This is a genomic window from Pantoea sp. MT58 (genome assembly GCF_014495885.1).
GTDB lineage: Bacteria > Pseudomonadota > Gammaproteobacteria > Enterobacterales > Enterobacteriaceae > Pantoea > Pantoea eucalypti.
This window is the reverse complement of record NZ_CP061083.1, coordinates 2,579,750-2,601,648: the sequence shown is the minus strand read 5'-3', so window position 1 is coordinate 2,601,648 and position 21,899 is coordinate 2,579,750. Positions and strand designations below refer to the sequence as shown.

The following is a 21,899-nucleotide window of genomic DNA, read 5'->3' as shown; positions in this document are numbered from 1 at the left end:
ACTGACACGGGCCAGTTTATTTTCCGAACGAAAAAACCGGACGATAAACAACCTTTCATTTACACTGTCACTCACCGCATTACGCCCTGCGGCCCTATTTTCCACAGGATAGTTATGTCTTTGCCCTTGCCACCCGACGATCACGATGAGCCAATTCGCCAGTCACTTGACGATGCGCACTTTGCGATAGTGGTGCTTGCGGTGACCTCGGTAACGCTTATAATCTTTGTCCTGATAGTTACGCTCTGGATGAGCTGACACGCCCAGGGATTCGTCGGATGGCATAAGGAGAAGGCGATGGACTCCGGAGATGACAAATTAATCGCAATTATCGGTTTGCTGGCGGCCTGCCTGATCGGGGTCACTTTCCTGTTTACCATGGTCTGGCTGACCGACGTTCGTCATCCTGCCGATCCCTCTCTTGATGTTCGCTCCTGTTACCCGAAGAACCATCCTTCTCAGCATGCCTGATTATGCGTTACGAGTGGTGAACTTAATCTGCTGACTGCGCAGAACCAGCGCCAGCGCTTCATGCAGCTTGCGGTTGCCATTAGGATCAGCTAATCCCAGCAGCGGACCGGGTGAACGCCGGTCGTCAGCCCAGGCGGGATACTCCACCACCGGATAGAGCGAAATGCCCTCCACTGCAATGCCGTGATCCAGCGCTACCGCCACGTTTTCACTGATCTCCTGCAGCCAGGGGGCGCGCGCGTCACCCTCTGCGCCGGTTTCGGCAATTAACATCGGGCGCTGGTAGCGTTGCCAGCACTGCGCCAGCAAAATGTGCAGTGGAGTTCGTGCCGGATCCTCCAGTGACATCGGCTGGTCGGGGAAAAACCAGTGGTTATCGGGATAGTAGTTCAGGCCCAGAATATCCAGGCAATCTTCACTGCCGCCTAACTCTTTATCAACGCGACCGGCCAGCATATCCCAGGCCTCGAACTGCGCCTGATGCTGCGCATCCGCGTAAGGTTTGCTGTCTGGATTATCGGGATGATGGGCAATCTGTACCAGCGGATCGGTCAGCACAAAACGTGCTTCCGGATAGACTTCGCGAATGGCGTGAATCGCTGCCAGCGAGGCACGGACCAGCTGTCGCTTCAGTTCTTTACCGCGATTAGCGGCATGGGGATTGAACCAGGCCACATCGGCTCCAGCCCATGACCAGAATGAAATTTGATTTACCGGCGTAAAGAAGGGGCGTTCGATGCCCTGATCGCGCATCAGTTGTGCCATCGCACGGGCGAAACGACTAAAATGCTCAACGAATTCGGCTTTCCAGATATTAAGATGATCGGGATAACCAAAGTGCGCCAGCTCCCAGATGATCTCCATCTGCTGACGCTGTGAAGCTTCTATCATCGGCAGAAAACTTTGCCAGTCATACTGGCCGGGGATCTTTTCAATCAGATGCCAGCGGGCACCGTCGCGGGCGGTAAGCAGGTGCTGATCAGCCAGCGCGGCATAATCTTTTTCCAGCAGCATATCGTGGCCGCTGCTGAAGACCATATCCAGCCGTTTGCCCGGGGTACGGCAGGCGGTAGAGCAGGGAAAACTGCCCTGGAAAAAGCTGCGAAACAGGCTGGGATGGTAGCGCTGGCGGGTATCTGTAAGGGGTTGATGAGACATATTCCTCTCCTGCCGGGCTAATGCCGGTCACAGATCGTCCGGTTAAGTCTAGACTAAAAACGCCCGTGACCGTTCACTCAATCGGAACAGTGGTATGGCGCCTGAGGTCGGGCCGGGGAATAATAAAAATAACTGCATTTTACAGGGAATTGTCATGACCGAAGCGTTTGAGCTCTCCCCGTCACTGGAACGGTCCAGCTGGCTGAAAACCCAACTGGAGCCAGAGTGTCTGCGTCATCCCGGGCTGAGCGGTGTTCATCAGCTAAGCGACGGGCTGGATGCCTTTGCTGCCCGCTATCTGCTGATACAAAAAGCAGAGCGTTCACTCGATATTCAGTACTACATCTGGCAAAACGATCTGTCGGGACGGTTGCTGTTCAGCGCGGTGCTGGAGGCGGCCCGTCGTGGCGTGAAAGTGCGGCTGCTGCTGGATGACAACAATACGCCGGGCCTGGACGATACGCTCGCCCAGCTTAATCGCCATCCCAACATTGAAGTGCGGCTGTTTAATCCCTTCTCGTTTCGTACCCTGCGCGCACTGGGATATCTCACTGACTTTGCCCGTCTGAATCGCCGCATGCACAACAAGAGCTTTACCGTGGACGGTGTCACGACTGTGGTCGGCGGGCGTAATATCGGCGACGAATATTTCGGCACCGGCAATGAACCGTTGTTTGCCGATCTGGACGTGATGGCGATAGGACCGGTGGTGAAAGAAGTCGCAGAGGATTTTGAGCGTTACTGGCGCAGTAAGCCGGTATCAAAGCTGCAGCAGGTGCTGGATGAAGAGGAATCTGAAGAGGACAGTGTGAGCCTGCCTGCAGAATGGCGTCACAGTGAACCGGTACAGCGTTACCTTCAGCGGCTGGAAAATTCGTCACTGCTACAGGAGCTGGAAGAGGGCACGCTGGCCCTGACCTGGGCGAAAGCGCGACTGCTCAGTGATGATCCGCGTAAAGGACTGGGTAAAGCACGCGCCAGAAGCCTGCTGCCGCAGCGGATGCTGGAGGTGATTGGTACGCCGCAGGAGCAGTTCGACATCATCTCTGCCTATTTTGTGCCGACACGCGCTGGCGTCGCTCAGTTGCTGGCGCTGAAGCGCAAAGGGGTAAAAATTGCCATTCTGACCAACTCGCTGGCGGCCAACGATGTCTCAATTGTCCATGCCGGCTATGCTAAGTGGCGCAAAAAACTGCTGCGTCACGGCATCGCGCTCTATGAACTTAAACCACAGGCGGGCGTGCCTGATGCCCCGCACGACCGGGGATTAACCGGTAACTCGGGCTCCAGCCTGCATGCCAAAACCTTTTCGGTAGATCAACAGACGCTGTTTATCGGTTCGTTTAACTTCGATCCGCGTTCAGCCGTGTTGAATACCGAGATGGGGCTGGTCATTGAGAGTGCGGCGCTGGCCGCAGAGACGCATCAGCGTTTCAGCCACTCGATGCGCGATCGGGCATGGACGCTGCGGCTGGATAAGTGGGGAAGGGTTAACTGGCTGGAGTATCCGGATGAGCCGCAGCAGATTGTGCATAAACACGAACCGGGTTGCTCGTGGTGGCAACGTCTTCAGGTAAGGCTGGTGTGGCGACTGCCGATTGAGTGGCTGCTGTAAACCGGACCTTGCCTGGGTACAGGGCTGGCTCAGGAAACATACGCCCTCCGCAAAGACGCAAAACCCGCCATCCCTGGCTCGCTCAGCGCGGGCGATTACGCACCTCATCTCTGAGGTGCGCCCGTTGCCGGGCCAACGCGTTGCGTTGTTCAAAAACGCTCCCGACGTTTGTGTCCCTGGCCCGCTATGCTTTGCTACGTGTGTATGCTCCCATCGCTTTAAACGCTTAAGCGGTCTGTGAGACACATCATTTATAGCCTGACCTCACTGATGGCCTGAGATCAGTGATCGCCTGTCATTGTGCTTGTTTACGCTCAAATTTCCCCGAGAAAAGGAAGCGCAGCAGCGGGATGCGCAGGTGAATCTCATACAGCAGAAACGCGATGCCAAACACCATCAGCAGGCCCACAAAGAAGCCCAGCGTGTTGTTTTCAATCCGTGGTGTGACATAAATACCATACAAGAGCGTCAGCGGATGGTGCACCAGATAGATAAACAGCGACGCATTCACCAGATACATGATGCGTGGCGAATGCGAATTCAGCAGCTTATGACCAAAGCAGAAGCAGACGTTCAGCATGCAGAGACCCATCAGCGTGGTGATAATCGCATCCAGCTCATATAACCAGCCATCGCCGCTGCTGAGGCGCTGATTTGTGCAGTAGGCAACAAACATCACCACCGCGCCGATCCACATCACCGGATTAAACCGCACAAACAACTGCTTCAGCGGCGGATGTTTCCATGCCAGCGCCCCCAGCATAAAGAACGGCAGATAGAAAAGCGTTTGCATAACCACAATGCTGAATAAGCCATCCATCAGCCAGGCTGGCTGGAATATAAACACCAGACGGCGGAACACACACCACACCAGCGCCCATGTCAGTACACCCGCGGTCAACGCTCCCCAGCCCACCCGCGTATAATCAATGGTGCGGTGCTGATCGCGCAACCAGCGGAACGTGACCATGCCGAGCGTGGTCAGCATCACCAGCACCACCAGGAACCACAGGTGTGAAATCAGCTCCCACATCAGGTTATTGAATTTCTGGTACGGCGTGAATCGCGGCCAGTCAGCCAGCTTATCTGTCCAGGCCTTCAGCATGAAAAATTGCGGCAGCGTGAGCAGCGGAACGGCGGTGAGTAGCGGGATCCCCACACGCTCCAGACGCACTTTCAGGAAGCGACGTGGCTGATAGCGCAGATACAACATGTAGGAGAAGTATCCTGAAATGACAAAAAACACCTGCATACGAAATGCATGAATAAAGTCATTCAGCAGCGTCAGCCATAACGAGGCCTCATGACTGTTGACGGCCCATTTTTGCGCGGAGTAAATGAGGGAAACATGAAAAGGTACCCCCAGTAACATCAGATACGCGCGTATGGAATCAAGAAAGTATTCACGTTCAGGTTTTACAGTACTCATAAAGTTCCAGTTCGTTAGTACGTATGGCCGGTTTCACCCTGAAACCGGATTATGTTCTGTGAAAAGTCTACCTGGGATAAACCAGGTATACTATCAGTGGAATCCGTAGTGTCTAATTGTCCTAAAAGTAGCGTTAACCCAGACGAAATGCGGGAACAATGTTGCGCATAAGCTGTCGGAAAACCGAATAATCCTTTAAGATAAACGGGTTTGATTTAAGCACACGAAAGGGGGGGATGTGCCGACTAAAGAAAAAAATAAAGCCGGACTGATGAAGGTACGCTGGATTGGTACTGCAGTTCTGCTGGCGTTGTACGCCAATAACAGTTGGGCGTTTAACATCGATGATGTAGCCAAACAAGCCAAAGCGTTGGCAGGGAAAAGCTTTGAAGCGCCTAAAAGCAATTTACCCTCTCAATTTCGTGAAATGAAATTTGCTGATTATCAGCAGATCCAGTTTAACCACGATAAAGCGTATTGGGGCAAACTGCGCACGCCATTCAAGCTGGAGTTCTATCATCAGGGCATGTATTTCGATACCCCGGTGCAGATCAACGAAGTGACGGGCAGCGCGGTACGCGAGATTAAATACAACCCCGACTATTTTAATTTCGGTAACGTAAAACATGACGCAGAAGCGGTAAAAAACCTCGGATTTGCGGGTTTCAAAGTGCTTTACCCACTCAACAACAAGGGTAAAAACGATGAGATCGCCAGCTTCCTGGGTGCAAGCTACTTCCGTGTGATCGGTGCTGGCCAGGTTTATGGCCTGTCGGCGCGTGGCCTTGCCATCGATACGGCGTTGCCATCCGGTGAAGAGTTCCCGCGTTTCAAAGAATTCTGGATTCAGCGTCCTAAACCGCAGGACAAGCAGCTGGTGATCTACGCACTGCTTGATTCGCCGCGTGCGGCGGGCGCGTATCGCTTTGTGCTGCATCCGGGTGAAGCGTCAACGGTTGATGTGCAGTCTAAAGTTTACCTGCGTGATAACGTCGGCAAACTGGGGATCGCACCACTGACCAGTATGTTCCTGTTTGGTCAGAACCAGCCGTCGACGGTGAACAACTTCCGTCCGGCACTGCACGACTCTGATGGACTCTCTATCCATAATGGCAACGGAGAGTGGATTTGGCGTCCGCTGAATAACCCGCGTCATCTGGCGGTGAGCACGTTCACCATTGAGAATCCGAAAGGTTTTGGTCTGCTGCAACGTGGGCGTGACTTTGACAACTACCAGGATCTGGACGACCGCTATGACCTGCGTCCAAGCGGCTGGGTTGAGCCAATCGGCGACTGGGGTAAAGGCCGGGTTGAACTGGTTGAAATCCCGACGGCAGATGAAACCAACGACAACATCGTTGCTTTCTGGACGCCAGAGACGCTGCCAGAGCCTGGTAAAGAGATGAACTTCAAATATCGTCTGCACTTCTCGCGCGACGAAAACCAGCTGCACTCCGATGATACCGCCTGGGTCAAAAATACCCTGCGTTCAGCGGGTGACGTGAAGCAATCTAATCTGGTGCGTCAGCCGGATGGCACCGTGGCTTTCACCATCGACTTCGTGGGTAAAGACATGAGTAAGATGGCGGAAAACAGTCAGGTGGCACCTCAGGTCAGCGTCGGTAAAAATGCTGATGTGGTTGAGCAGAGCGTACGTTATAACCCGGTCACCAAAGGCTGGCGTCTGGTGTTGCGTCTGCGTGTGAAAGATGCCAAACAGTCCACGGAAATGCGTGCGGCCCTGGTAAGCGGCGACAAGACATTGACGGAAACCTGGAGCTATCAGTTACCTGCCAATGAATAAATCGACTTTTACACCTCAACGTTATGTGGAATCTCTGCCGCTGGATGCGGCAGGGAAGGCACGCCTGAGCGTCTCCTTGCAGAATGCCGGCGAGTTCCACTTCATCCATGATGCGCTGGGAAGGGATGTCGCAGCCAGTGATCGTCCGGATGATGCGCCGTTAAAATCGGTCTCATCGCGGGTTGAAATGGCCTGGCCTGATTCATTGGCCGACGGTCAGCAGCTGGGCAAAGATTATCTCGACCGCACCACGCTGAAAGCGATGCCGAAGGTCAAACGCTCACTGATGTTCCCGGAAGCGTGGCGGACCAACCCGGTCGCCCGTGCCTGGGACTCACTTCGTGGACACAAATCGGTTCCGCGTTATGCCAATGCGGAAGAGCGTCGTGCCGAAGAGAAGTGGCGTCATGTCGGTTCAATTCGTCGCTACATCCTGCTGATCCTGACCATATTTCAGACGGTGGTCGCCACCTGGTACATGAAGAGTATTCTGCCTTATCAGGGCTGGACGCTTCTGGATCCGATGGAGATGATCAATCAGAACTGGCAGCAGTCAGTGATGCAGATTCTGCCTTACTTATTGCAGACCGGTATCCTGTTCCTGTTCGCCATACTCTTCTGCTGGGTCTCTGCTGGCTTCTGGACAGCACTGATGGGCTTCCTGCAGCTGCTGATTGGACGTGACAAATACAGTATCTCTTATTCAACGGTCGGAGATGAGCCGCTAAATCCGGAACATCGTACTGCGCTGATTATGCCGATCTGTAATGAAGACGTTGAGCGTGTTTACGCCGGTCTGCGTGCGACATGGGAATCCGTGGTTCGCACCGGTAACGCTGAACACTTTGACGTTTACATCCTCAGCGACAGTTACGATGCGGATATCGCCATTGCCGAGCAGAAAGCCTGGATGGAGCTGGTGCGGGATGTTGGCGGCGCAGGCAAGATTTTCTATCGCCGTCGTCGTCGTCGTGTGAAGCGTAAAAGCGGCAACATCGATGACTTCTGCCGTCGCTGGGGCAGCAACTATAGCTACATGGTCGTGCTGGATGCGGATAGCGTTATGAGCGGTGAGTGTCTCACCGGTCTGGTACGCATGATGGATGCTAACCCGAATGCCGGGATCATCCAGTCGTCGCCGAAAGCATCGGGTATGGATACGCTGTATGCGCGCTGTCAGCAATTTGCCACGCGTGTATACGGTCCGCTGTTTACGGCCGGTCTTCACTTCTGGCAACTGGGCGAATCTCACTATTGGGGTCACAACGCTATTATTCGCGTAAAACCCTTTATTGAGCACTGTGCACTGGCTCCGTTACCGGGTGAGGGCTCTTTTGCCGGGTCGATCATGTCCCATGACTTTGTGGAAGCTGCGCTGATGCGTCGTGCTGGCTGGGGCGTCTGGATTGCCTATGACCTGCCGGGATCCTATGAAGAGCTGCCACCGAACCTGCTGGATGAGCTGAAGCGTGACCGCCGCTGGTGTCACGGTAACCTGATGAACTTCCGCCTGTTCCTGGTAAAAGGGATGCACCCGGTCCACCGTGCGGTCTTCCTGACAGGGGTTATGTCCTACCTGTCTGCTCCGCTGTGGTTTATGTTCCTTGCGCTTTCAACTGCCTTGCAGGTGGTGCATACGCTGATGGAACCGACCTACTTCCTGCAACCGCGGCAGCTGTTCCCGGTCTGGCCGCAGTGGCGTCCGGAGCTGGCGATAGCGCTCTTCTCGACCACCATGGTGCTGTTGTTCCTGCCGAAGATGCTGAGTGTGGTGTTGATCTGGTTCAAAGGGTCAAAAGCCTACGGAGGTCCTCTGCGCCTGCTGGCTTCACTGGTGCTGGAAACGCTGTTCTCAGTGCTGCTGGCGCCGGTACGTATGCTGTTCCATACGGTGTTTGTTGTCAGTGCCTTCCTCGGCTGGGAAGTGGTGTGGAACTCTCCGCAACGTGATGACGATGCGACGCCGTGGAGCGAGGCATTTAAACGTCACGGTTCGCAGATGGCATTGGGTCTGGTGTGGGCAACGGGTATGGGACTGCTGGATCTTAACTTCCTGTGGTGGCTGGCCCCGATTGTCTTCTCGCTGATTCTGTCTCCGTTTGTTTCTGTGATGTCGAGCCGCTCAACACTGGGTCTTAAGAGCAAGAAAGCCAAATTGTTCCTGATCCCGGAAGAGTACTCGCCGCCGCAGGAGCTGGTGGATACCGATCGTTATGTGCTGCTAAACCGCGAACGTGCGCTGGAAAATGGCTTTATGCATGCCCTGTTCCATCCTGCGTTTAACGCACTCGCAACGGCACTGGCGACATCGCGCCATAAGCAGAGTCAGCTGCTGGACTATGCACGTGACCGTCGTGTGGATCAGGCACTGAGCGATGCACCGGATAAACTGGGCCGCGAGCAGCGACTGCAGTTAATCAGCGATCCGGTGGTACTGGCCCGTGTTCATACCCGACTGTGGGAAAATGCGGATAAGTATCATCAGTGGGTAGAGAGTTATCAGAAACTTAACCTCAACCCTAACGCGCTGGCAAAAAACGCGTAATCTGAAAAGCGGCAGCGATGCCGCTTTTTTTATGGGATTAAAACAGCGATACGCTGATAAATTGTTTGCTGGCAGTCACCGTGAGCAGCGCGTGACGTTCTCAATGGCAGTTCATAGCGGGTATCAGTGGTGAAAGCATTTTTAAAGGCAGGCGTTGTTGTAGCTGCGGTGCTTTGCTTAAGCGGATGTGGCAGTATCATCAGTCGCACCCTGCCGGGGCAGGGACACGGCAATCAGTATTATCCCGGCGTACAGTGGGATGTACGCGACAGCGGCTGGCGAGTCTTAACGATCCTCGATTTGCCACTGTCGCTGGTGGTTGACACCCTGTTGTTACCGGTGGATGCCAGTCACGGTCCTTACGAATAACTGCGATCGGAGTCGCTGTTATCATCTTCCCACTCTTGCGCGGCGGCTTCACCCTCTTCGGTGTCCAGCGGCGGCTCAAGCTGGAATTCGCCGTCATCCCACTCGTGCAGGGTATTTTCTGCTAACCACTCCTGACGCAGTTCAACTTCGTCAAAGTCAGCATCAAAGATGGCCTGTGCGGCGTCACCGCTGCGGAAGGGCAGGCATTCGCCCGCTTCACCTTCATCGGTCAGGAACTCAGCCTGCCACATAATATCGCCATCCTGCATGACATACTTTTGCAGGCCAAACTGACTGATCGATGCTTCTTCTTCATCCACCTCAGGATTGTTAGCGAGGTACTCTTCACGTGCAGCATCAATCGCTTCCTCTAACGTACTGTACATGCTCATCAATCTTCTCCTTACCGGGTTCATTAACTGCAGATTCATTTGATTTCAGTGAAGGATAGACGAAATTCAGGGGAGGGAAAGGGCGGGTCAGTGCAACTGGCGGGAAATAAACCATTTCCCGCCAGTCAGGGTCAGATCATCTTTTGTGGAAAGTGCAGAACGGGTTGAACAGAGTCATGAATCACCGGCGCTGAGTAGCGGATACAGCATTTTATACAGGGCTTAACTTTCTTAAAATTAATTCTGGCGATGGAAAGCGCCTGACTCAGGTTATATAAAGTGCCAATGAAGATGACTTCATCTTTATCTGGCATTCGCTTACACCCTTTACGATGAAGGAAATGATAATTTTCCTGATCGGTACCAATTGTGACGTAATAGTAGAGACCTTTGTTCATATAATATGTCCCGATAGAGGTTTGCTGTGTTGTCTTTTTATAATTTTTGTCAGAGCGGTTAAAGATCTGACTGTCACGAAAGAAACTACCGATTAGCTTTAACTTCTTCAAATGCCATAACGGTCTATCAGGATGTTAAAAAAATGTAAAAAGGAATATAGGTCAAATTAACAAGGCAAAAGCTTGTAATATAAGTTAATTTTAATCGATCCATTAGCCAGAATACATCGTTAAGCCTGGCTAAATAGGATTAGGCCTGGTTTGAAAGTTAATTAGCACCAGATATTATTAAATACAGTACGCTGAAAATTAATGACTAAAAAGAAACCAGGCAGAATAGCGCCTGCTAGTAAGGTTTTTTATTATAAAATCGAATTTTAAATAGATAAATAAACTATCTTGAACTTCATGGTTGATTAATTAACGGTCCTGAAAATTCGATGAAACGATGATCCCGCCACGAGCGACTGATTTATTCAGCAGAGCATAGAGTAAGAAAAGCGCTAAATGCCAGAAAGACATTTAGCGCGAAAGGATTAATAACGGGAGGGTTCGCCTTCGGGGCGGGTTTTAAAGCGACGATGAAGCCACATATACTGTTCCGGTGCCAGCAACACGCCTTCTTCAACCACTTTGTTCATTCTGGCAGCGGTGACAACATCGCTCTCCAGCGTAAATTCGTCGCTGATGTCAGGCAGTATCATCAGTTCATAACCACGACCACCAGGCAGACGACGCGGCACAAAGGGAATAACCGCCGGTTTACCAGTACGAATCAGCAAATGGGTGCCCACCGTGGTTGCCGCTTTTTCCACAGCAAAGAAGGGCGCAAAAACGCTGCTGCGTGGGCCATAATCATGGTCGGGTGCGTACCAGATAATGTCGCCGTTTTTCAGCGCGCGAATCATTCCTTTAAGATCTTTGCGGTCAATCATACTTTTATTTGAACGCATCCGGCCTTTAACCTGCAGCCAGTCGATCAATTTGTTGTCATTAGGGCGATAGACGCCAATGCCTGGATTATGGATACCAAACATGCGCGCCCCAATTTCCAGTGTCAGAAAGTGCATGCCAATAAGCAGGACACCACGCTGACTATCCCGCGCCTGCTGAATATGCTCCAGACCTGAAGGCTTATGCCATTTATTGATGCGCCAGTCAGGCCAGAACCATGCCATCCCGGTCTCGATCAATCCCATGCCAACCGATTCGAAATTGTGTTTTACCATCGCTTCACGTTCATTGATCGGCATTTCCGGAAAACATAATTCCAGATTACGTCGGGCGACACTGACGCGGTGCTTCATAAAACGCATCCCGATACGACCAATATTGCAGCCGAGAACATAAAGCAGGGGATAGGGAAGTAGCACCAAAAGATAAAGAAAAGCGACACCCACCCAGGTCAACCAATAGCGCGGGTGAAGCAGTTCTCGTGAAAACTGAGGCAACTGGGTCATATGAAGGTTAATTTTCCTGCGTCGCGCACCGTGCGGTGCTGATATCTCATTAATTTCTGCCATTGTGCCAGTTTTTATCGGGCGTATAAATATCACTGACGGAACAGGCTACTGCAGGCGGATGTAAACTCTCCAGATATTGGCGGAAAAAACAGCACAAGATGATCGGTTCTTACACTGGCCTTTGCATCCTGCTGAAATCAGGTATCATGTGCCCGCTAAAATTCTCCTATTGATAACAGGAAAGAACACCATGCCAGTGTTACATAACCTCGTTTCCAATAAAGAGCTGAAGGCGCGCATGCTGGCTGAAACTGAGCCGCGCACCACTGTCTCTTTTTACAAATATTTCCAGATTGCCGATCCAAAAGCATTCCGTGATGCGCTCTACGTTGGCCTGACAGCACTCAAGGTGTTTGGCCGCGTCTATGTCGCGCACGAAGGGATTAATGCGCAGATCAGCGTGCCCGCCAGTCAATATGAAAAGATGAAAGCGTGGCTCTATAGCTTTGATCCGGCGCTGAATAATCTGCGTATGAATATTGCACTGGATGATGATGGAAAATCGTTCTGGGTGCTGCGTCTGAAAGTGCGTGATCGCATTGTTGCAGACGGAATTGAAGACAGCAGTTTCGATGCCAGCAATGTGGGTCAGTATCTTAAAGCAGCAGACGTTAACGCGATGCTGGACGATCCTGACGCGCTGTTCGTGGATATGCGAAACCACTACGAATATGAAGTGGGGCGTTTTGATAATGCGCTGGAAGTGCCTGCTGACACCTTCCGCGATCAATTGCCGATGGCGGTTGATATGCTGCAGGATCAGAAAGACAAAAAGATCGTAATGTACTGCACCGGCGGGATCCGCTGTGAAAAAGCCAGCGCCTGGATGCGGCACAACGGCTTTGAGGATGTCTATCACATTGAAGGCGGGATCATCGAGTATGCCCGCCGCGCGCGTGAGCAGGGGTTACCGGTACGCTTCAAAGGCAAAAACTTTGTCTTTGATGAGCGGATGGGTGAACGTATTTCTGACGACGTGCTGTCGAACTGTCATCAGTGCGGCGAACCCTGTGATACCCACGTCAATTGCGTCAATGACGGCTGTCATCTGCTGTTTATTCAGTGCAAAAGCTGCGCAGAGAAGTTTGAGAACTGCTGCAGCCCAATCTGTCAGGAAGAAGCAAAACTCTCTCCGGAAGAGCAGCGCGCTCGCCGGGCGGGACGTGAGAATGGCAATAAGATCTTTAACAAGTCACGTGGCCTGTTAAATATGACTATTCCTTCGCCAGTGAAGAAATAAACGTGGCCGCCTGAAGTGAGCTTCAGGCGGCGTGTTGTTTTACTGACGTACACCTTCAACTGAGATCATCAGCTGCACCTTCTGCGAAGCGGGCCCCAGATCTTTAGTGATGTTGAAATCTTTCAGTGCAATTTCCCCTTCGGCCTCAAAGCCAGCGCGGTAACCGCCCCACGGATCTTTACCTTCACCCAGCATTTTCGCCTCCAGCGTCACCGGTTTCGTCACGCCATTCAGCATCAGATTGCCGGTAATCTTCAGCTCATCACCCTCTTTTTTTACCTCTGTGGATGTAAACGTGGCCTGCGAGTTTTTACTGGTGTTCAGGAAGTCAGCGCTGCGCAGGTGCTTGTCACGTTCAGCGTGATTGGTATCGACGCTGCTGGTGTTAATGGTGACGTCGACTTTGTCTGCTGCAGGGTTCTTCTCATCAAAAGTGAAGCTGCCATCGAAATCTTTAAAGGTGCCGTAGAGCCAGCTGTAACCCAGATGCTGAATACGGAACTGAATAAACGCGTGCTGGCCCTCTTTATCGATTTTATAGTCTGCAGCATTGGCGGTCATCGAACTGAGCAGCAGGCTGGCACCGGTCATCGCCAGCAGAGTCTTTTTGAACATATTATTTATCCTTTTCAGAGGGAGAAGGGATGCGTAAACCTGACATCCGTTTTAGGGTGATATCACGATCGATAAAATGATGTTTTAACGCAGCCAGACCATGCAGTACCGAGAGGATCACAACCGTCCAGGCCAGCCAGAGGTGAATGTCGCCCGCCAGGTCAGCCTGCGCGCCTGCACCGCTGAACAGCGCAGGCAGGGTAAACCAGCTAAATACAGATATCGGTTTGCCATCGGCGGTTGAGATCAGATAGCCACTGATTAAAATGGTCAGCAGCAGGGTGTACAGCAAAAGGTGCGCAACCATTGAACTGATACGCACCAGCGGGGAATAACTGCTCAGCGGTTTTGGCGGCGGCGAAATAACACGCCACACCAGACGAACAATCAACGCCAGCAGCAGCATCACGCCAATGCTTTTATGAATTTCCGGCGCGTCGTGATACCAGCTATCGTAGTAGCCCAGGCCGACCATCCATAACCCCAGCGCAAACATGGCATAAATCGCCAGCGCCATACACCAGTGCAGCAGCACGGCAATCAGTCCAAACTGATGAGATGAATTGCGTAATAACATGATGTCGTTTCAAAAAAGAAATAATATGAAATAAGAATCTACATTATGAAATATAAAAGCAATTGCCCTTACGTTTCTATAAATTTTATTTTTTAATATGAAATGGCTGAATAAAAGGAGGTGAAGATGCGCAATATTTCTGAATGAGTTATTTGTGGCAAAGGGCTCGTCAACGAATAAGGCGGCGAATTAACCTGAAGTGCGGAATAAAACCGTGTCATTATGTCAGCAAAATTCAGTTTACGTCAGTTAATGTCAATGGGTGGCGCCCACTTGATGCCACCCATTTTCAGCGTCAGAAGCGCGAAAGGCGGAAAGGGGTCAGATCAAATGAGAACGGTTTTTTCTGAGCAAATTCTGCAGCCAGTTCACCTAATACACTGGCAAATTTAAACCCGTGTCCGCTGAGTCCGGTAATCAATAAACGGTCAGGTTCACCTGGCAGCGTATCAATAATAAAGTCCTCATCCGGGCTGAAATCGTAGCTGCAGGCTTCACCATGCAGACAGACACCCACGCCGGGTAAAAACTGACGCAGGAAACCAAAGGCTTCACTGCCATCGGCCGCGACCGCACCAAAAGGTTTACGATCCTCTGGTTGCTGCATCGGCTGCCCGCCATCATGACGCCCCACCTTCAACGCGTTGTTATCCGCCGGGAAGCCATAGAACTGGCTGCCATTCGTCATTTCCACCGTAAAGCCGGGAAACTTATTGTTTTCGCTGTAGCGACCATCAGCCTGATACCAGGCAAACACTTTTCGGGTGGGGGCCACTGGCAGGTCAGGAACTAATTTACCGACCCAGGTGCCGGCACTGACCAGCATTTTGCGACCCCGATAGATACCGTCCAGGGTGGTGACCTGCTGCAGATCGCCATCACGTCCCAGCTCGGTGACCGGACAGTTAAACAGCTGTGCACAGCCCGCCTGCTCCGCCAGCTGAATCCAGCTGCGAACCGCCTGTTCGCACTTCAGATAGCCGGAGTCCGGCTCAAAGACGCCCAGATAACCCTCAGGCACGTTAATTTGCGGCCAGCGCTTTCGCACGTCATCGGGCTGCATTACCTCAATGTTGAGTTGCCAGCGAGCGGCGCTGTCGATGACGTTCTGAATAAAAGGTGACTGAATTGGCGCAAGGTTAAGTACGCCGCTGCGATGCATAATGCGCTCACCGGCGCGCTGTTCCAGTTCATCCCACAGCGTCTGCGCTCGCAGGACCAGGGGAACGTAGCGTTCGCCTTCGCCATAAGCGTGACGGATCAATCGACTTTCGCCGTGATGCGTGCCCTGATTGTGGGGAGGATGTGCACTGTCGATCATCAGCACCGATAAACCCGCCTGGGTAGCATAGTAGCCTGCCGCCGCGCCCACTGAGCCGCTGCCGACGACGATAAGATCATAAATCATGATAACTGTGCTCTAAGAGTAAGATAATCAAAAGAATACCAGAAACAGAAACGAAAAAGGCACCCCTGAGGGCGCCTCTTTGATGCGGCAGAGATTAATGCTTATTGAGGAGTCGTTCTATCTGCTCGGCTGATTCTATCTTGGCGATGCCCGCTTCGAGTATCGAGATAAACTGCCTTGCCACATCCGTTGTCAGCCAGTAAGTAGGGCCAACATCCGCTTCTTCTTCTTTTTGATCCTGCGACGACAGCGAGTGCAGGCGGATCATCATGGCGTCATAGCTATCAACGGTACTGATATCCCAGCCCACCAGCGGATGAGTCTGAATAACGTCTTTTCTTCTGTCCATTATAACCTCCTTATTACTCGTTAAACGAAGTGCATGGTGAGGTTCAATGCGGCTTTTTTATTCCAATAGCGAAACTATTATAACAGTAAACCAGGGAATCATGACTTTAAAAAGGCCGTGAGTCAGCTTCTCACAGAATATTTGCGTTTGAAAGGCGCGGAGGAAAAAATAAAATGCCTGGCAGGCAGGCATTTTAATCACTATTCATTGGGCAGGCAAAAGTGGCTTCAGCTACGTGAGCGTGCTTAAAGTGTCGGGCTTTCTGGCACGATGCCGCCGCCGCGTTTCTGCAGTGTTTCTGCCAGACGGGCAAAGTGCTGCTGAAGCTGTTCATCATGGTTTTGATTTTGGGCTTCCAGCGACAGATTGTGCACCAGCAGCTGACTGGCGCGATCGTCAAGACAGAAAATCAGACTGGAAAAGGCATTTTCCAGCACCGTCAAACGACGCTGTTGATCACCAATCAGTGCTAATAACTCACCAAAGGTCATCGCCTCTTCCGGTTTATCAGTAGTCATGGTGCGCACCTCCTGTTATGCGTGACGAGCGCAAGGATAGGGCATTGATCATTAAGAGTCTAGATGCAGAGAGGGGGAAGTGCGAGAGGGAAGAAAAGATAAAAAAACCGGGTGGCGACACCCGGAAAAAAAGCACAGTGGCGGTTAATCAGTAATGAACCAGTCATCAGCACTTTCCCACGTCTGCTGCAGGATTTCGCTGATCTGGTCGCGCGTCTCTTTTCCACCGCCCAGCACGCTGAGATTATTGGCACTGGCGTAACGTACCTTGACGTGATTGGTCGAGTCAGGGAACTGTTCATCAATGCGGCGCGATAATTCATCGCTTAACGCTTCAATCGCGCCAGCAGGAAGAGGTCGGGTATTGGATACGGTAATTTCAACGCGCATAATAGCCTCCGGTTAAGATACTGTATATATTTACAGTATCGACGAGCCGGAGGCAAGTAAAATTATGCGATGCGCCAGTTCATTGTTTCACCCGCCAGGAACGGCACCAGAGCGTGGCTGCCGAGCGCGATTGATTCAGGCACCTGCCAGGGCTCACGCACCAGCGTAATCGTCCCTTCATTCAGCGGCAGGCCGTAGAAACGCGGCCCATTCTCAGAACAGAACGCTTCGAAATGTTCCAGCGCGTTCAGCTCTTCGAAAACGGTGGCGTAAGCGGGCAATGACGTTGGCGCATTAAACACGCCAGCGCAGCCGCAGCTGGCTTCTTTGAGATGGCGCAGATGCGGCGCAGTGTCAGTGCCGAGGAAGAATCGTGGGTTTCCGCTTGCTACCACCTTACGCAGCGCTTCCTGATGCACGTTGCGCTTAAGGATCGGCAGGCAGTAGAGGTGCGGACGAATACCGCCCACCAGCATATGGTTGCGGTTAAACATCAGATGCTGCGGGGTAATGGTTGCGCCCAGCGTCTCATCGGCGGCGGCGACATAGTCAGCGGCGTCCTGCGTGGTAATGTGCTCCATCACCACCTTCAATGCCGGAAACTGGCTGCGCAGCGGCACCATTACGGTTTCGATAAACCGGGCTTCACGGTCAAAAATATCAACGTGTGCATCGGTAACTTCACCGTGGATCAGTAGCGGCATACCGAGCTTCTGCATACGCTCCAGCACGCGGGCAATCGACGCGATGTTGGTGACGCCATGGCTGGAGTTGGTGGTGGCGTGCGCAGGATAGAGCTTGGCCGCGGTGAACAATCCCGAGGTAAAACCGCGCTCCAGCTCATCAGGATCCAGCGAGTCGGTCAGATAGCAGGTCATCAGCGGCGTAAAAGCGTGCCCGGCGGGCAGCGCCGCCAGGATACGATCGCGGTACGCTTCACCTGCCGCCACGCTGGTTACCGGCGGCACCAGGTTCGGCATGACAATGGCACGACCATTCACCGCGCTGGTATAGGGCAGGACCGTGTTGAGCATCTCATCATCACGCAGATGAATATGCCAGTCGTCAGGGCGACGCAGGGTAAGTTGCTGAGGTTGTGCTGTCATCAGTGAAGCTCCGGCAGAAGGGAAACAAAAGGCATGTTTTGGCCGGGGTCTAAGCATAAGGATTCAGGCAACCGTTTGCACCTGCTTTTTATGTCGATAAAGAAAATCCGCGCCATAAGGCGCGGAGATCGGGATTACTGTGTGAACGGAATGACCAGTTCTCCCGGTTTCACTTCCAGTCCTTTGGCAAATTTCTTCGCCAGCGACTCGCCTTTACTGCGGTCAGCACTCAGTACATAAGCAGGATTTTGATCAAAATAGCTTTTGAGTGACTGATTCAGGTATGGCGTCAGCGTCTTCATAATTGACGCCATTTTTTCCGGGGCAACCTGCGTATCGACAATCTCCAGATCGCGAAGATAGATGGCGCCCTGCTGCGGCTCATAAACCGGCTGAGCACGCATCTTCAATTGCATATCGGCCTGCTGAGGACCAAACAGTGAGGTGACGTTAATTTTTGCATTGCCGGAAAGTGTCACCTTTCCTGGCTCTTCGCGCCCAATCTGACTGGTCAGGTTGTTCAGCACAATATGCGCGTTAACCAGTCCGGATACGCCAATGTCTTTCTCATAGTTGTTATGCTTCTGCAGCGCCTGATTCACTTCCTGTTCGCTGATGGTGTATTGGGTCAGTTGATTACATCCGCTCACCAGCAGCGCAATCAACAGGGCCGTCAGCCCGAAAAATGCCTTTTTCATCGATCTTTATCCTGAATATCAGAGCCAGTAAACAGGCTATAGCCTGCCTGAATGCGGGGCGGGTGTCATCAGGAAAGGGATGAGAAACGCCGCAGCGTCTCTCATCGCGGCAGGGTTAGTGGGATATTGAAGAGAGAAGATTTACCTGGGTCTGTTTAGCCATATTATCGCGGTAGTCAGCGACCCGTGCTGGCCAGTCGATACCCGCCACCAGCGTCAGTGAGCGCAGCAGTGGAAAGAGATTAAAATCATCTTCTGACAGCTCGCCGTTCACCGCATTGGGCTGTTCGATTAATTTGTCCAGCTTGCGCAGATCCTGGCTGACATTTTTAATCAGCCCGGCCGAGTGACTTTTCAGCGCGTCAAAATCACCGATGCTTGCCTGCTTTTTGGTGCGGAAATAGTCACGCGCCTCCGGGGTAGCGAATTCGGCAAACGCCGACTCAGCAATGCGCGGCAGTAGCAGTTTGTTGACATAGCTATTCATATGACGCAGCCAGTCAGCGATTGCCGGATTCAGCGCGCCGGTAATCAGCGGCTCGCGATCCTGCTGATCGACATAATGCACAATATCCATACTCTCAGGCATCGCGCTGCCATCCTGCTTCTGCAGAATCGGCGCCATTTTCTGCCCAATCAGCCGGTTCGGCGTCTCCTCGTCGTCGTTTAGCATCACCACCAGCTCAACCGGTTTGTTCTTCAGGCCAAAAATCATTCGCGCTTTAACGCAGAAAGGACAGTGGTCATAGATATAAAGCTTCATCCTGATCTCCCGGGTTTCAGAGGGTTATTGTTAAACAGAACGAATCAATTCTTTCTGTTTTCGGGCGTGTGAAAAGTATGGAAGAGATTACTCAACAGGGCAAACTCACCTGGCAGAGGCATCACAGGAACCGCCGCTTAAACCAGCCATTCTGATGAATGAAAGCGGTGATAACAGAGCAAAATCAACCTCTTTATGGCGAAAAAGCTGTAACGTTTTACCGCAGCCCAGGCGACGGTTATAGTGAAAGCCGGTTAATGACGGCTCATCTTCATCAGCCATTGATTTCAGGAGTCAGGATGTTTGGCTATCGTTCTGCCGCGCCCAGGGTGCGATTAACCACCGATAGACTGGTGGTCCGTCTGGTTCACGAACGTGATGCCTGGCGAATGGCAGATTACTATTCGGAAAATCGCCAGTTTTTAAAACCCTGGGAACCGGTGCGCGATGACAGCCACTGCTATCCCTCAGGGTGGCAGGCAAGGCTCGGACTGATTTCGGACATGCATAAGCAGGGTTCCGCCTTCTATTTTATTCTCATGGACAGCGATGAGACCGAGGTACGGGGCGTGGCGAATTTCAGCAACGTGCTGCGCGGATCGTTTCACGCCTGTTACCTTGGCTATTCACTGGGTGAAAAGTGGCAGGGACAAGGGCTGATGTTTGAGGCGTTGCAGGCGGCTATCCGCTATATGCAGCGCCAGCAGCATATTCATCGCATCATGGCGAACTACATGCCGCACAACCAGCGCAGCGGCGATCTTCTGGCGCGACTGGGTTTTGAGAAAGAGGGATACGCGAAAGATTATCTGCTAATTGATGGGCGCTGGCAGGATCACGTGCTGACAGCGTTAACTCTGCGGGAATGGACGCCTGACCGGCGTGGATAATGATGAGGATGCGAGCATGAAGATGGTTTTATCGGCGCAGGCGTTGCGCGTACTGGGCTGTCTGCTGGAGAAGCAGGTCACCACGCCGGAGCAGTATCCGCTGTCACTGAATGGTGTTGTGGTTGCCTGTAATCAGAAATCGAATCGCGATCCGGTCATGGAGCTAAGCGAAAGCGAGGTTCAGAATCAGCTCGATCTGCTGGAAAAACGGCATCTGATCACCGCCAGCAGCGCCGCCGGGCAACGGGTAGTGAAATATGAGCAGCGTTTCTGTAACTCTGCGTTTGGTGCGCTGAAGCTCAACAGCGCGGAAGTCGCCCTGCTGACGCTGCTGCTGCTGCGCGGGCCACAAACACCTGGCGAACTGCGTACCCGCAGCGGTCGTCTGCATGAGTTCAGTGACGTCAGCGAGGTCGAGCAGACGCTGGAAGGCCTGATGCAGCGTGACGACAGTGCACAGGTGATGCGCCTGGCGCGAGAGCCGGGTAAGCGTGAAAGCCGCTTTATGCATCTGCTGAGTGATGAGAGTGATCAGCCGCAGGCCGCTGACGCGCCGGAAGAGCAGGGCGACCTGGCGACGCGCATTACCCTGCTGGAGCAGCAGGTCGCGGCGCTTCAGGCCCAACTCACCCAACTGCTGCAAACGGAGCGCTGAAATGACACTACGTATTGGTGTGGTGGGATTAGGCGGTATCGCGCAGAAAGCCTGGTTGCCTGTGCTTTCTGCGGCAACAGACTGGACGCTGGTGGGCGCATTCTCCCCGAACCAGGCCAAAGCCCGCCCAATCTGCGACAGTTATCGCATCTCAAATTTTGGTTCGTTAAATGATTTAGCGGCTGCCTGCGACGCGGTCTTTGTCCACAGCAGCACCGCTACGCATTACGACGTGGTCAGGGCACTGCTGCTGGCCGGAAAAGATGTCTGTGTGGACAAGCCGCTGGCTGAAACTCTGGAGCAGGCTGAGTCGCTGGTGGCGCTGGCGGAAAAACGTCAGCGTAAACTGATGGTGGCGTTTAACCGTCGATTCGCGCCGCGCTATCAGCAGCTGCGGGCGAAGATGACCGACGCTGCCTCTCTGCGGATTGAAAAGCATCGCAGCGATAGCGTCGGGCCACAGGATCTTCGCTTTACCCTGCTCGACGATTACCTGCATGTGGTGGACACCGCACTCTGGCTGGGCGGCAAACCGTTTCGCCAGGTTCAGGGACGTATCGACACCAACGAACAGGGACAGATGCTCTATGCTGAGCACCATTTCAGTGTTGAAGGATTAACGATCTCCACCAGCATGCACCGCCGCGCAGGCAGTCAGCGCGAGCGGGTCAGTGCGGTATGTGACGGTAAGTGCATCGACATCAGCGAGATGCGCGACTGGCACGAAGAGCAGAGTGATGGCCTGATAATTACGCAGCCACCCGCCTGGCAGAGCCATCTGGCTCAGCGCGGTTTCAGCGGCGCGGCGCACCATTTCATTGACTGTGTACAAAATCAGACCAAGCCTGAAACCAGCGGTGAACAGGCGCTGATGGCGCAGCGTGTCGTGGAAAAACTGTGGCGCGAGGCCACCCGCGAATAACGCCTTGTAACACTCCGTGTTGGTCATTTCCCTCTGTGGCAGTAGACTGTCGCCGGGCATCCTC

The 21,899-nt window shown here is 52.8% G+C and carries 24 protein-coding genes; 10 read left to right on the top strand and 14 right to left on the bottom strand.

Going from position 1 to position 21,899, the window contains the following annotated elements:
* The first annotated feature begins 114 nt into the window (after positions 1-114).
* Both IAI47_RS12305 and IAI47_RS12300 read left to right on the top strand, forming a co-directional pair.
* Positions 115-258, top strand: a complete 144-nt coding sequence (locus IAI47_RS12305; protein WP_003849938.1) for a hypothetical protein — start codon at positions 115-117, stop codon at positions 256-258.
* A gap of 39 nt (positions 259-297) precedes the next feature.
* On the top strand, positions 298-471 hold the full coding sequence (locus IAI47_RS12300) for a hypothetical protein (RefSeq protein ID WP_003849936.1): 174 nt from the start codon (positions 298-300) through the stop codon (positions 469-471).
* Here IAI47_RS12300 and IAI47_RS12295 read toward each other — a convergent pair whose 3' ends face one another.
* Positions 472-1,629 (bottom strand): beta-glucosidase, encoded by a 1,158-nt coding sequence (locus IAI47_RS12295; protein ID WP_008925912.1) that lies wholly within the window; start codon positions 1,627-1,629, stop codon positions 472-474. It abuts the gene before it with no gap.
* Between the two features lie 154 nt (positions 1,630-1,783).
* Here IAI47_RS12295 and IAI47_RS12290 point away from each other — a divergent pair, with 154 nt between their 5' ends.
* Positions 1,784-3,244, top strand: a complete 1,461-nt coding sequence (locus IAI47_RS12290; RefSeq protein ID WP_033743161.1) for a phospholipase D family protein — start codon at positions 1,784-1,786, stop codon at positions 3,242-3,244.
* A gap of 295 nt (positions 3,245-3,539) precedes the next feature.
* On the opposite strand, the gene mdoC is transcribed toward IAI47_RS12290, so the two are convergent.
* Positions 3,540-4,673 (bottom strand): glucans biosynthesis protein MdoC, encoded by a 1,134-nt coding sequence (mdoC, locus tag IAI47_RS12285; protein ID WP_008925914.1) that lies wholly within the window; start codon positions 4,671-4,673, stop codon positions 3,540-3,542.
* Between the two features lie 268 nt (positions 4,674-4,941).
* Here mdoC and IAI47_RS12280 point away from each other — a divergent pair, with 268 nt between their 5' ends.
* From IAI47_RS12280 to IAI47_RS12270, 3 genes are all read left to right on the top strand, one after another.
* Positions 4,942-6,477: a glucan biosynthesis protein G gene (locus tag IAI47_RS12280; RefSeq protein WP_175501468.1), complete on the top strand. Its 1,536-nt coding sequence runs from the start codon at positions 4,942-4,944 to the stop codon at positions 6,475-6,477.
* Positions 6,470-9,022, top strand: a complete 2,553-nt coding sequence (gene mdoH / locus IAI47_RS12275; RefSeq protein WP_003849929.1) for a glucans biosynthesis glucosyltransferase MdoH — start codon at positions 6,470-6,472, stop codon at positions 9,020-9,022. Before IAI47_RS12280 ends, mdoH begins: the two co-directional genes overlap by 8 nt.
* 129 nt (positions 9,023-9,151) lie before the next feature.
* Positions 9,152-9,391 (top strand): YceK/YidQ family lipoprotein, encoded by a 240-nt coding sequence (locus IAI47_RS12270; RefSeq protein WP_033743162.1) that lies wholly within the window; start codon positions 9,152-9,154, stop codon positions 9,389-9,391.
* Here the strand turns inward: IAI47_RS12270 and IAI47_RS12265 are convergent.
* The 3 genes from IAI47_RS12265 to IAI47_RS12255 all read right to left on the bottom strand — a co-directional run bounded on the left by IAI47_RS12265 (position 9,382) and on the right by IAI47_RS12255 (position 11,641).
* Positions 9,382-9,783, bottom strand: coding sequence for a MysB family protein (locus IAI47_RS12265; protein WP_003849925.1), 402 nt, complete (start codon positions 9,781-9,783; stop codon positions 9,382-9,384). The two genes, IAI47_RS12270 and IAI47_RS12265, sit on opposite strands and share 10 nt — an antisense overlap.
* A gap of 131 nt (positions 9,784-9,914) precedes the next feature.
* Positions 9,915-10,181 (bottom strand): hypothetical protein, encoded by a 267-nt coding sequence (locus IAI47_RS12260; RefSeq protein WP_008925916.1) that lies wholly within the window; start codon positions 10,179-10,181, stop codon positions 9,915-9,917.
* Between the two features lie 536 nt (positions 10,182-10,717).
* Positions 10,718-11,641: a Kdo(2)-lipid IV(A) acyltransferase gene (locus IAI47_RS12255; protein ID WP_008925917.1), complete on the bottom strand. Its 924-nt coding sequence runs from the start codon at positions 11,639-11,641 to the stop codon at positions 10,718-10,720.
* Between the two features lie 253 nt (positions 11,642-11,894).
* On the opposite strand from IAI47_RS12255, the gene IAI47_RS12250 reads away from it, so the two are divergent.
* Positions 11,895-12,944: a rhodanese-related sulfurtransferase gene (locus IAI47_RS12250; RefSeq protein WP_003849918.1), complete on the top strand. Its 1,050-nt coding sequence runs from the start codon at positions 11,895-11,897 to the stop codon at positions 12,942-12,944.
* Positions 12,945-12,983: 39 nt separating this feature from the next.
* Here the strand turns inward: IAI47_RS12250 and IAI47_RS12245 are convergent, their stop codons facing one another.
* From IAI47_RS12245 to grxB, 9 genes are all read right to left on the bottom strand, one after another.
* Entirely contained in the window at positions 12,984-13,559 is a 576-nt protein-coding gene (locus IAI47_RS12245; RefSeq protein WP_008925918.1) for a YceI family protein, read from the bottom strand.
* Position 13,560: 1 nt separating this feature from the next.
* A complete protein-coding gene (locus IAI47_RS12240; protein WP_003849915.1) occupies positions 13,561-14,136 on the bottom strand; it encodes a cytochrome b in 576 nt (191 codons plus the stop codon).
* 295 nt (positions 14,137-14,431) lie between these two features.
* The gene (gene solA, locus IAI47_RS12235; RefSeq protein ID WP_008925919.1) at positions 14,432-15,544 is read right to left on the bottom strand and encodes an N-methyl-L-tryptophan oxidase; all 1,113 of its coding nucleotides are present in this window, start codon (positions 15,542-15,544) and stop codon (positions 14,432-14,434) included.
* A gap of 94 nt (positions 15,545-15,638) precedes the next feature.
* Positions 15,639-15,893, bottom strand: coding sequence for a biofilm formation regulator BssS (gene bssS / locus IAI47_RS12230; RefSeq protein WP_003849911.1), 255 nt, complete (start codon positions 15,891-15,893; stop codon positions 15,639-15,641).
* Positions 15,894-16,138: 245 nt separating this feature from the next.
* A complete protein-coding gene (locus tag IAI47_RS12225; protein ID WP_003849909.1) occupies positions 16,139-16,411 on the bottom strand; it encodes a hypothetical protein in 273 nt (90 codons plus the stop codon).
* 144 nt (positions 16,412-16,555) lie between these two features.
* Positions 16,556-16,801, bottom strand: a complete 246-nt coding sequence (gene dinI, locus IAI47_RS12220) for a DNA damage-inducible protein I (RefSeq protein ID WP_003849907.1) — start codon at positions 16,799-16,801, stop codon at positions 16,556-16,558.
* 62 nt (positions 16,802-16,863) lie between these two features.
* The gene (gene pyrC / locus IAI47_RS12215) at positions 16,864-17,907 is read right to left on the bottom strand and encodes a dihydroorotase (RefSeq protein WP_008925921.1); all 1,044 of its coding nucleotides are present in this window, start codon (positions 17,905-17,907) and stop codon (positions 16,864-16,866) included.
* Positions 17,908-18,041: 134 nt separating this feature from the next.
* The gene (locus IAI47_RS12210) at positions 18,042-18,605 is read right to left on the bottom strand and encodes a lipoprotein (protein ID WP_003849904.1); all 564 of its coding nucleotides are present in this window, start codon (positions 18,603-18,605) and stop codon (positions 18,042-18,044) included.
* A 115-nt stretch (positions 18,606-18,720) separates the two neighbouring features.
* The gene (grxB, locus tag IAI47_RS12205; protein WP_003849902.1) at positions 18,721-19,368 is read right to left on the bottom strand and encodes a glutaredoxin 2; all 648 of its coding nucleotides are present in this window, start codon (positions 19,366-19,368) and stop codon (positions 18,721-18,723) included.
* A 299-nt stretch (positions 19,369-19,667) separates the two neighbouring features.
* Here grxB and rimJ point away from each other — a divergent pair, with 299 nt between their 5' ends.
* From rimJ to IAI47_RS12190, 3 genes are read left to right on the top strand one after another with little or no spacing between them, the layout of a single operon-like run.
* Positions 19,668-20,258: a ribosomal protein S5-alanine N-acetyltransferase gene (gene rimJ, locus IAI47_RS12200; protein ID WP_003849899.1), complete on the top strand. Its 591-nt coding sequence runs from the start codon at positions 19,668-19,670 to the stop codon at positions 20,256-20,258.
* A gap of 16 nt (positions 20,259-20,274) precedes the next feature.
* Positions 20,275-20,913, top strand: coding sequence for a DUF480 domain-containing protein (locus IAI47_RS12195; protein WP_008925922.1), 639 nt, complete (start codon positions 20,275-20,277; stop codon positions 20,911-20,913).
* 1 nt (position 20,914) lies between these two features.
* The gene (locus tag IAI47_RS12190; RefSeq protein ID WP_008925923.1) at positions 20,915-21,835 is read left to right on the top strand and encodes a Gfo/Idh/MocA family protein; all 921 of its coding nucleotides are present in this window, start codon (positions 20,915-20,917) and stop codon (positions 21,833-21,835) included.
* The last annotated feature ends 64 nt before the right edge of the window (positions 21,836-21,899 follow it).

Excerpts from the sequence above, each read along its gene's own strand:
- IAI47_RS12265 (WP_003849925.1), bottom strand. The coding sequence starts at position 9,783 with ATGAGCATGTACAGTACGTTAGAGGAAGCGATTGATGCTGCACGTGAA.
- pyrC (WP_008925921.1), bottom strand. The coding sequence starts at position 17,907 with ATGACAGCACAACCTCAGCAACTTACCCTGCGTCGCCCTGACGACTGG.
- solA (WP_008925919.1), bottom strand. The coding sequence starts at position 15,544 with ATGATTTATGATCTTATCGTCGTCGGCAGCGGCTCAGTGGGCGCGGCG.
- IAI47_RS12305 (WP_003849938.1), top strand. The coding sequence starts at position 115 with ATGTCTTTGCCCTTGCCACCCGACGATCACGATGAGCCAATTCGCCAG.
- mdoC (WP_008925914.1), bottom strand. The coding sequence starts at position 4,673 with ATGAGTACTGTAAAACCTGAACGTGAATACTTTCTTGATTCCATACGC.
- dinI (WP_003849907.1), bottom strand. The coding sequence starts at position 16,801 with ATGCGCGTTGAAATTACCGTATCCAATACCCGACCTCTTCCTGCTGGC.
- IAI47_RS12190 (WP_008925923.1), top strand. The coding sequence starts at position 20,915 with ATGACACTACGTATTGGTGTGGTGGGATTAGGCGGTATCGCGCAGAAA.
- mdoH (WP_003849929.1), top strand. The coding sequence starts at position 6,470 with ATGAATAAATCGACTTTTACACCTCAACGTTATGTGGAATCTCTGCCG.
- rimJ (WP_003849899.1), top strand. The coding sequence starts at position 19,668 with ATGTTTGGCTATCGTTCTGCCGCGCCCAGGGTGCGATTAACCACCGAT.
- IAI47_RS12240 (WP_003849915.1), bottom strand. The coding sequence starts at position 14,136 with ATGTTATTACGCAATTCATCTCATCAGTTTGGACTGATTGCCGTGCTG.
- bssS (WP_003849911.1), bottom strand. The coding sequence starts at position 15,893 with ATGGACAGAAGAAAAGACGTTATTCAGACTCATCCGCTGGTGGGCTGG.
- IAI47_RS12255 (WP_008925917.1), bottom strand. The coding sequence starts at position 11,641 with ATGACCCAGTTGCCTCAGTTTTCACGAGAACTGCTTCACCCGCGCTAT.
- IAI47_RS12250 (WP_003849918.1), top strand. The coding sequence starts at position 11,895 with ATGCCAGTGTTACATAACCTCGTTTCCAATAAAGAGCTGAAGGCGCGC.
- IAI47_RS12295 (WP_008925912.1), bottom strand. The coding sequence starts at position 1,629 with ATGTCTCATCAACCCCTTACAGATACCCGCCAGCGCTACCATCCCAGC.
- IAI47_RS12210 (WP_003849904.1), bottom strand. The coding sequence starts at position 18,605 with ATGAAAAAGGCATTTTTCGGGCTGACGGCCCTGTTGATTGCGCTGCTG.
- IAI47_RS12300 (WP_003849936.1), top strand. The coding sequence starts at position 298 with ATGGACTCCGGAGATGACAAATTAATCGCAATTATCGGTTTGCTGGCG.
- IAI47_RS12195 (WP_008925922.1), top strand. The coding sequence starts at position 20,275 with ATGAAGATGGTTTTATCGGCGCAGGCGTTGCGCGTACTGGGCTGTCTG.
- IAI47_RS12260 (WP_008925916.1), bottom strand. The coding sequence starts at position 10,181 with ATGAACAAAGGTCTCTACTATTACGTCACAATTGGTACCGATCAGGAA.
- IAI47_RS12290 (WP_033743161.1), top strand. The coding sequence starts at position 1,784 with ATGACCGAAGCGTTTGAGCTCTCCCCGTCACTGGAACGGTCCAGCTGG.
- IAI47_RS12225 (WP_003849909.1), bottom strand. The coding sequence starts at position 16,411 with ATGACTACTGATAAACCGGAAGAGGCGATGACCTTTGGTGAGTTATTA.
- grxB (WP_003849902.1), bottom strand. The coding sequence starts at position 19,368 with ATGAAGCTTTATATCTATGACCACTGTCCTTTCTGCGTTAAAGCGCGA.
- IAI47_RS12245 (WP_008925918.1), bottom strand. The coding sequence starts at position 13,559 with ATGTTCAAAAAGACTCTGCTGGCGATGACCGGTGCCAGCCTGCTGCTC.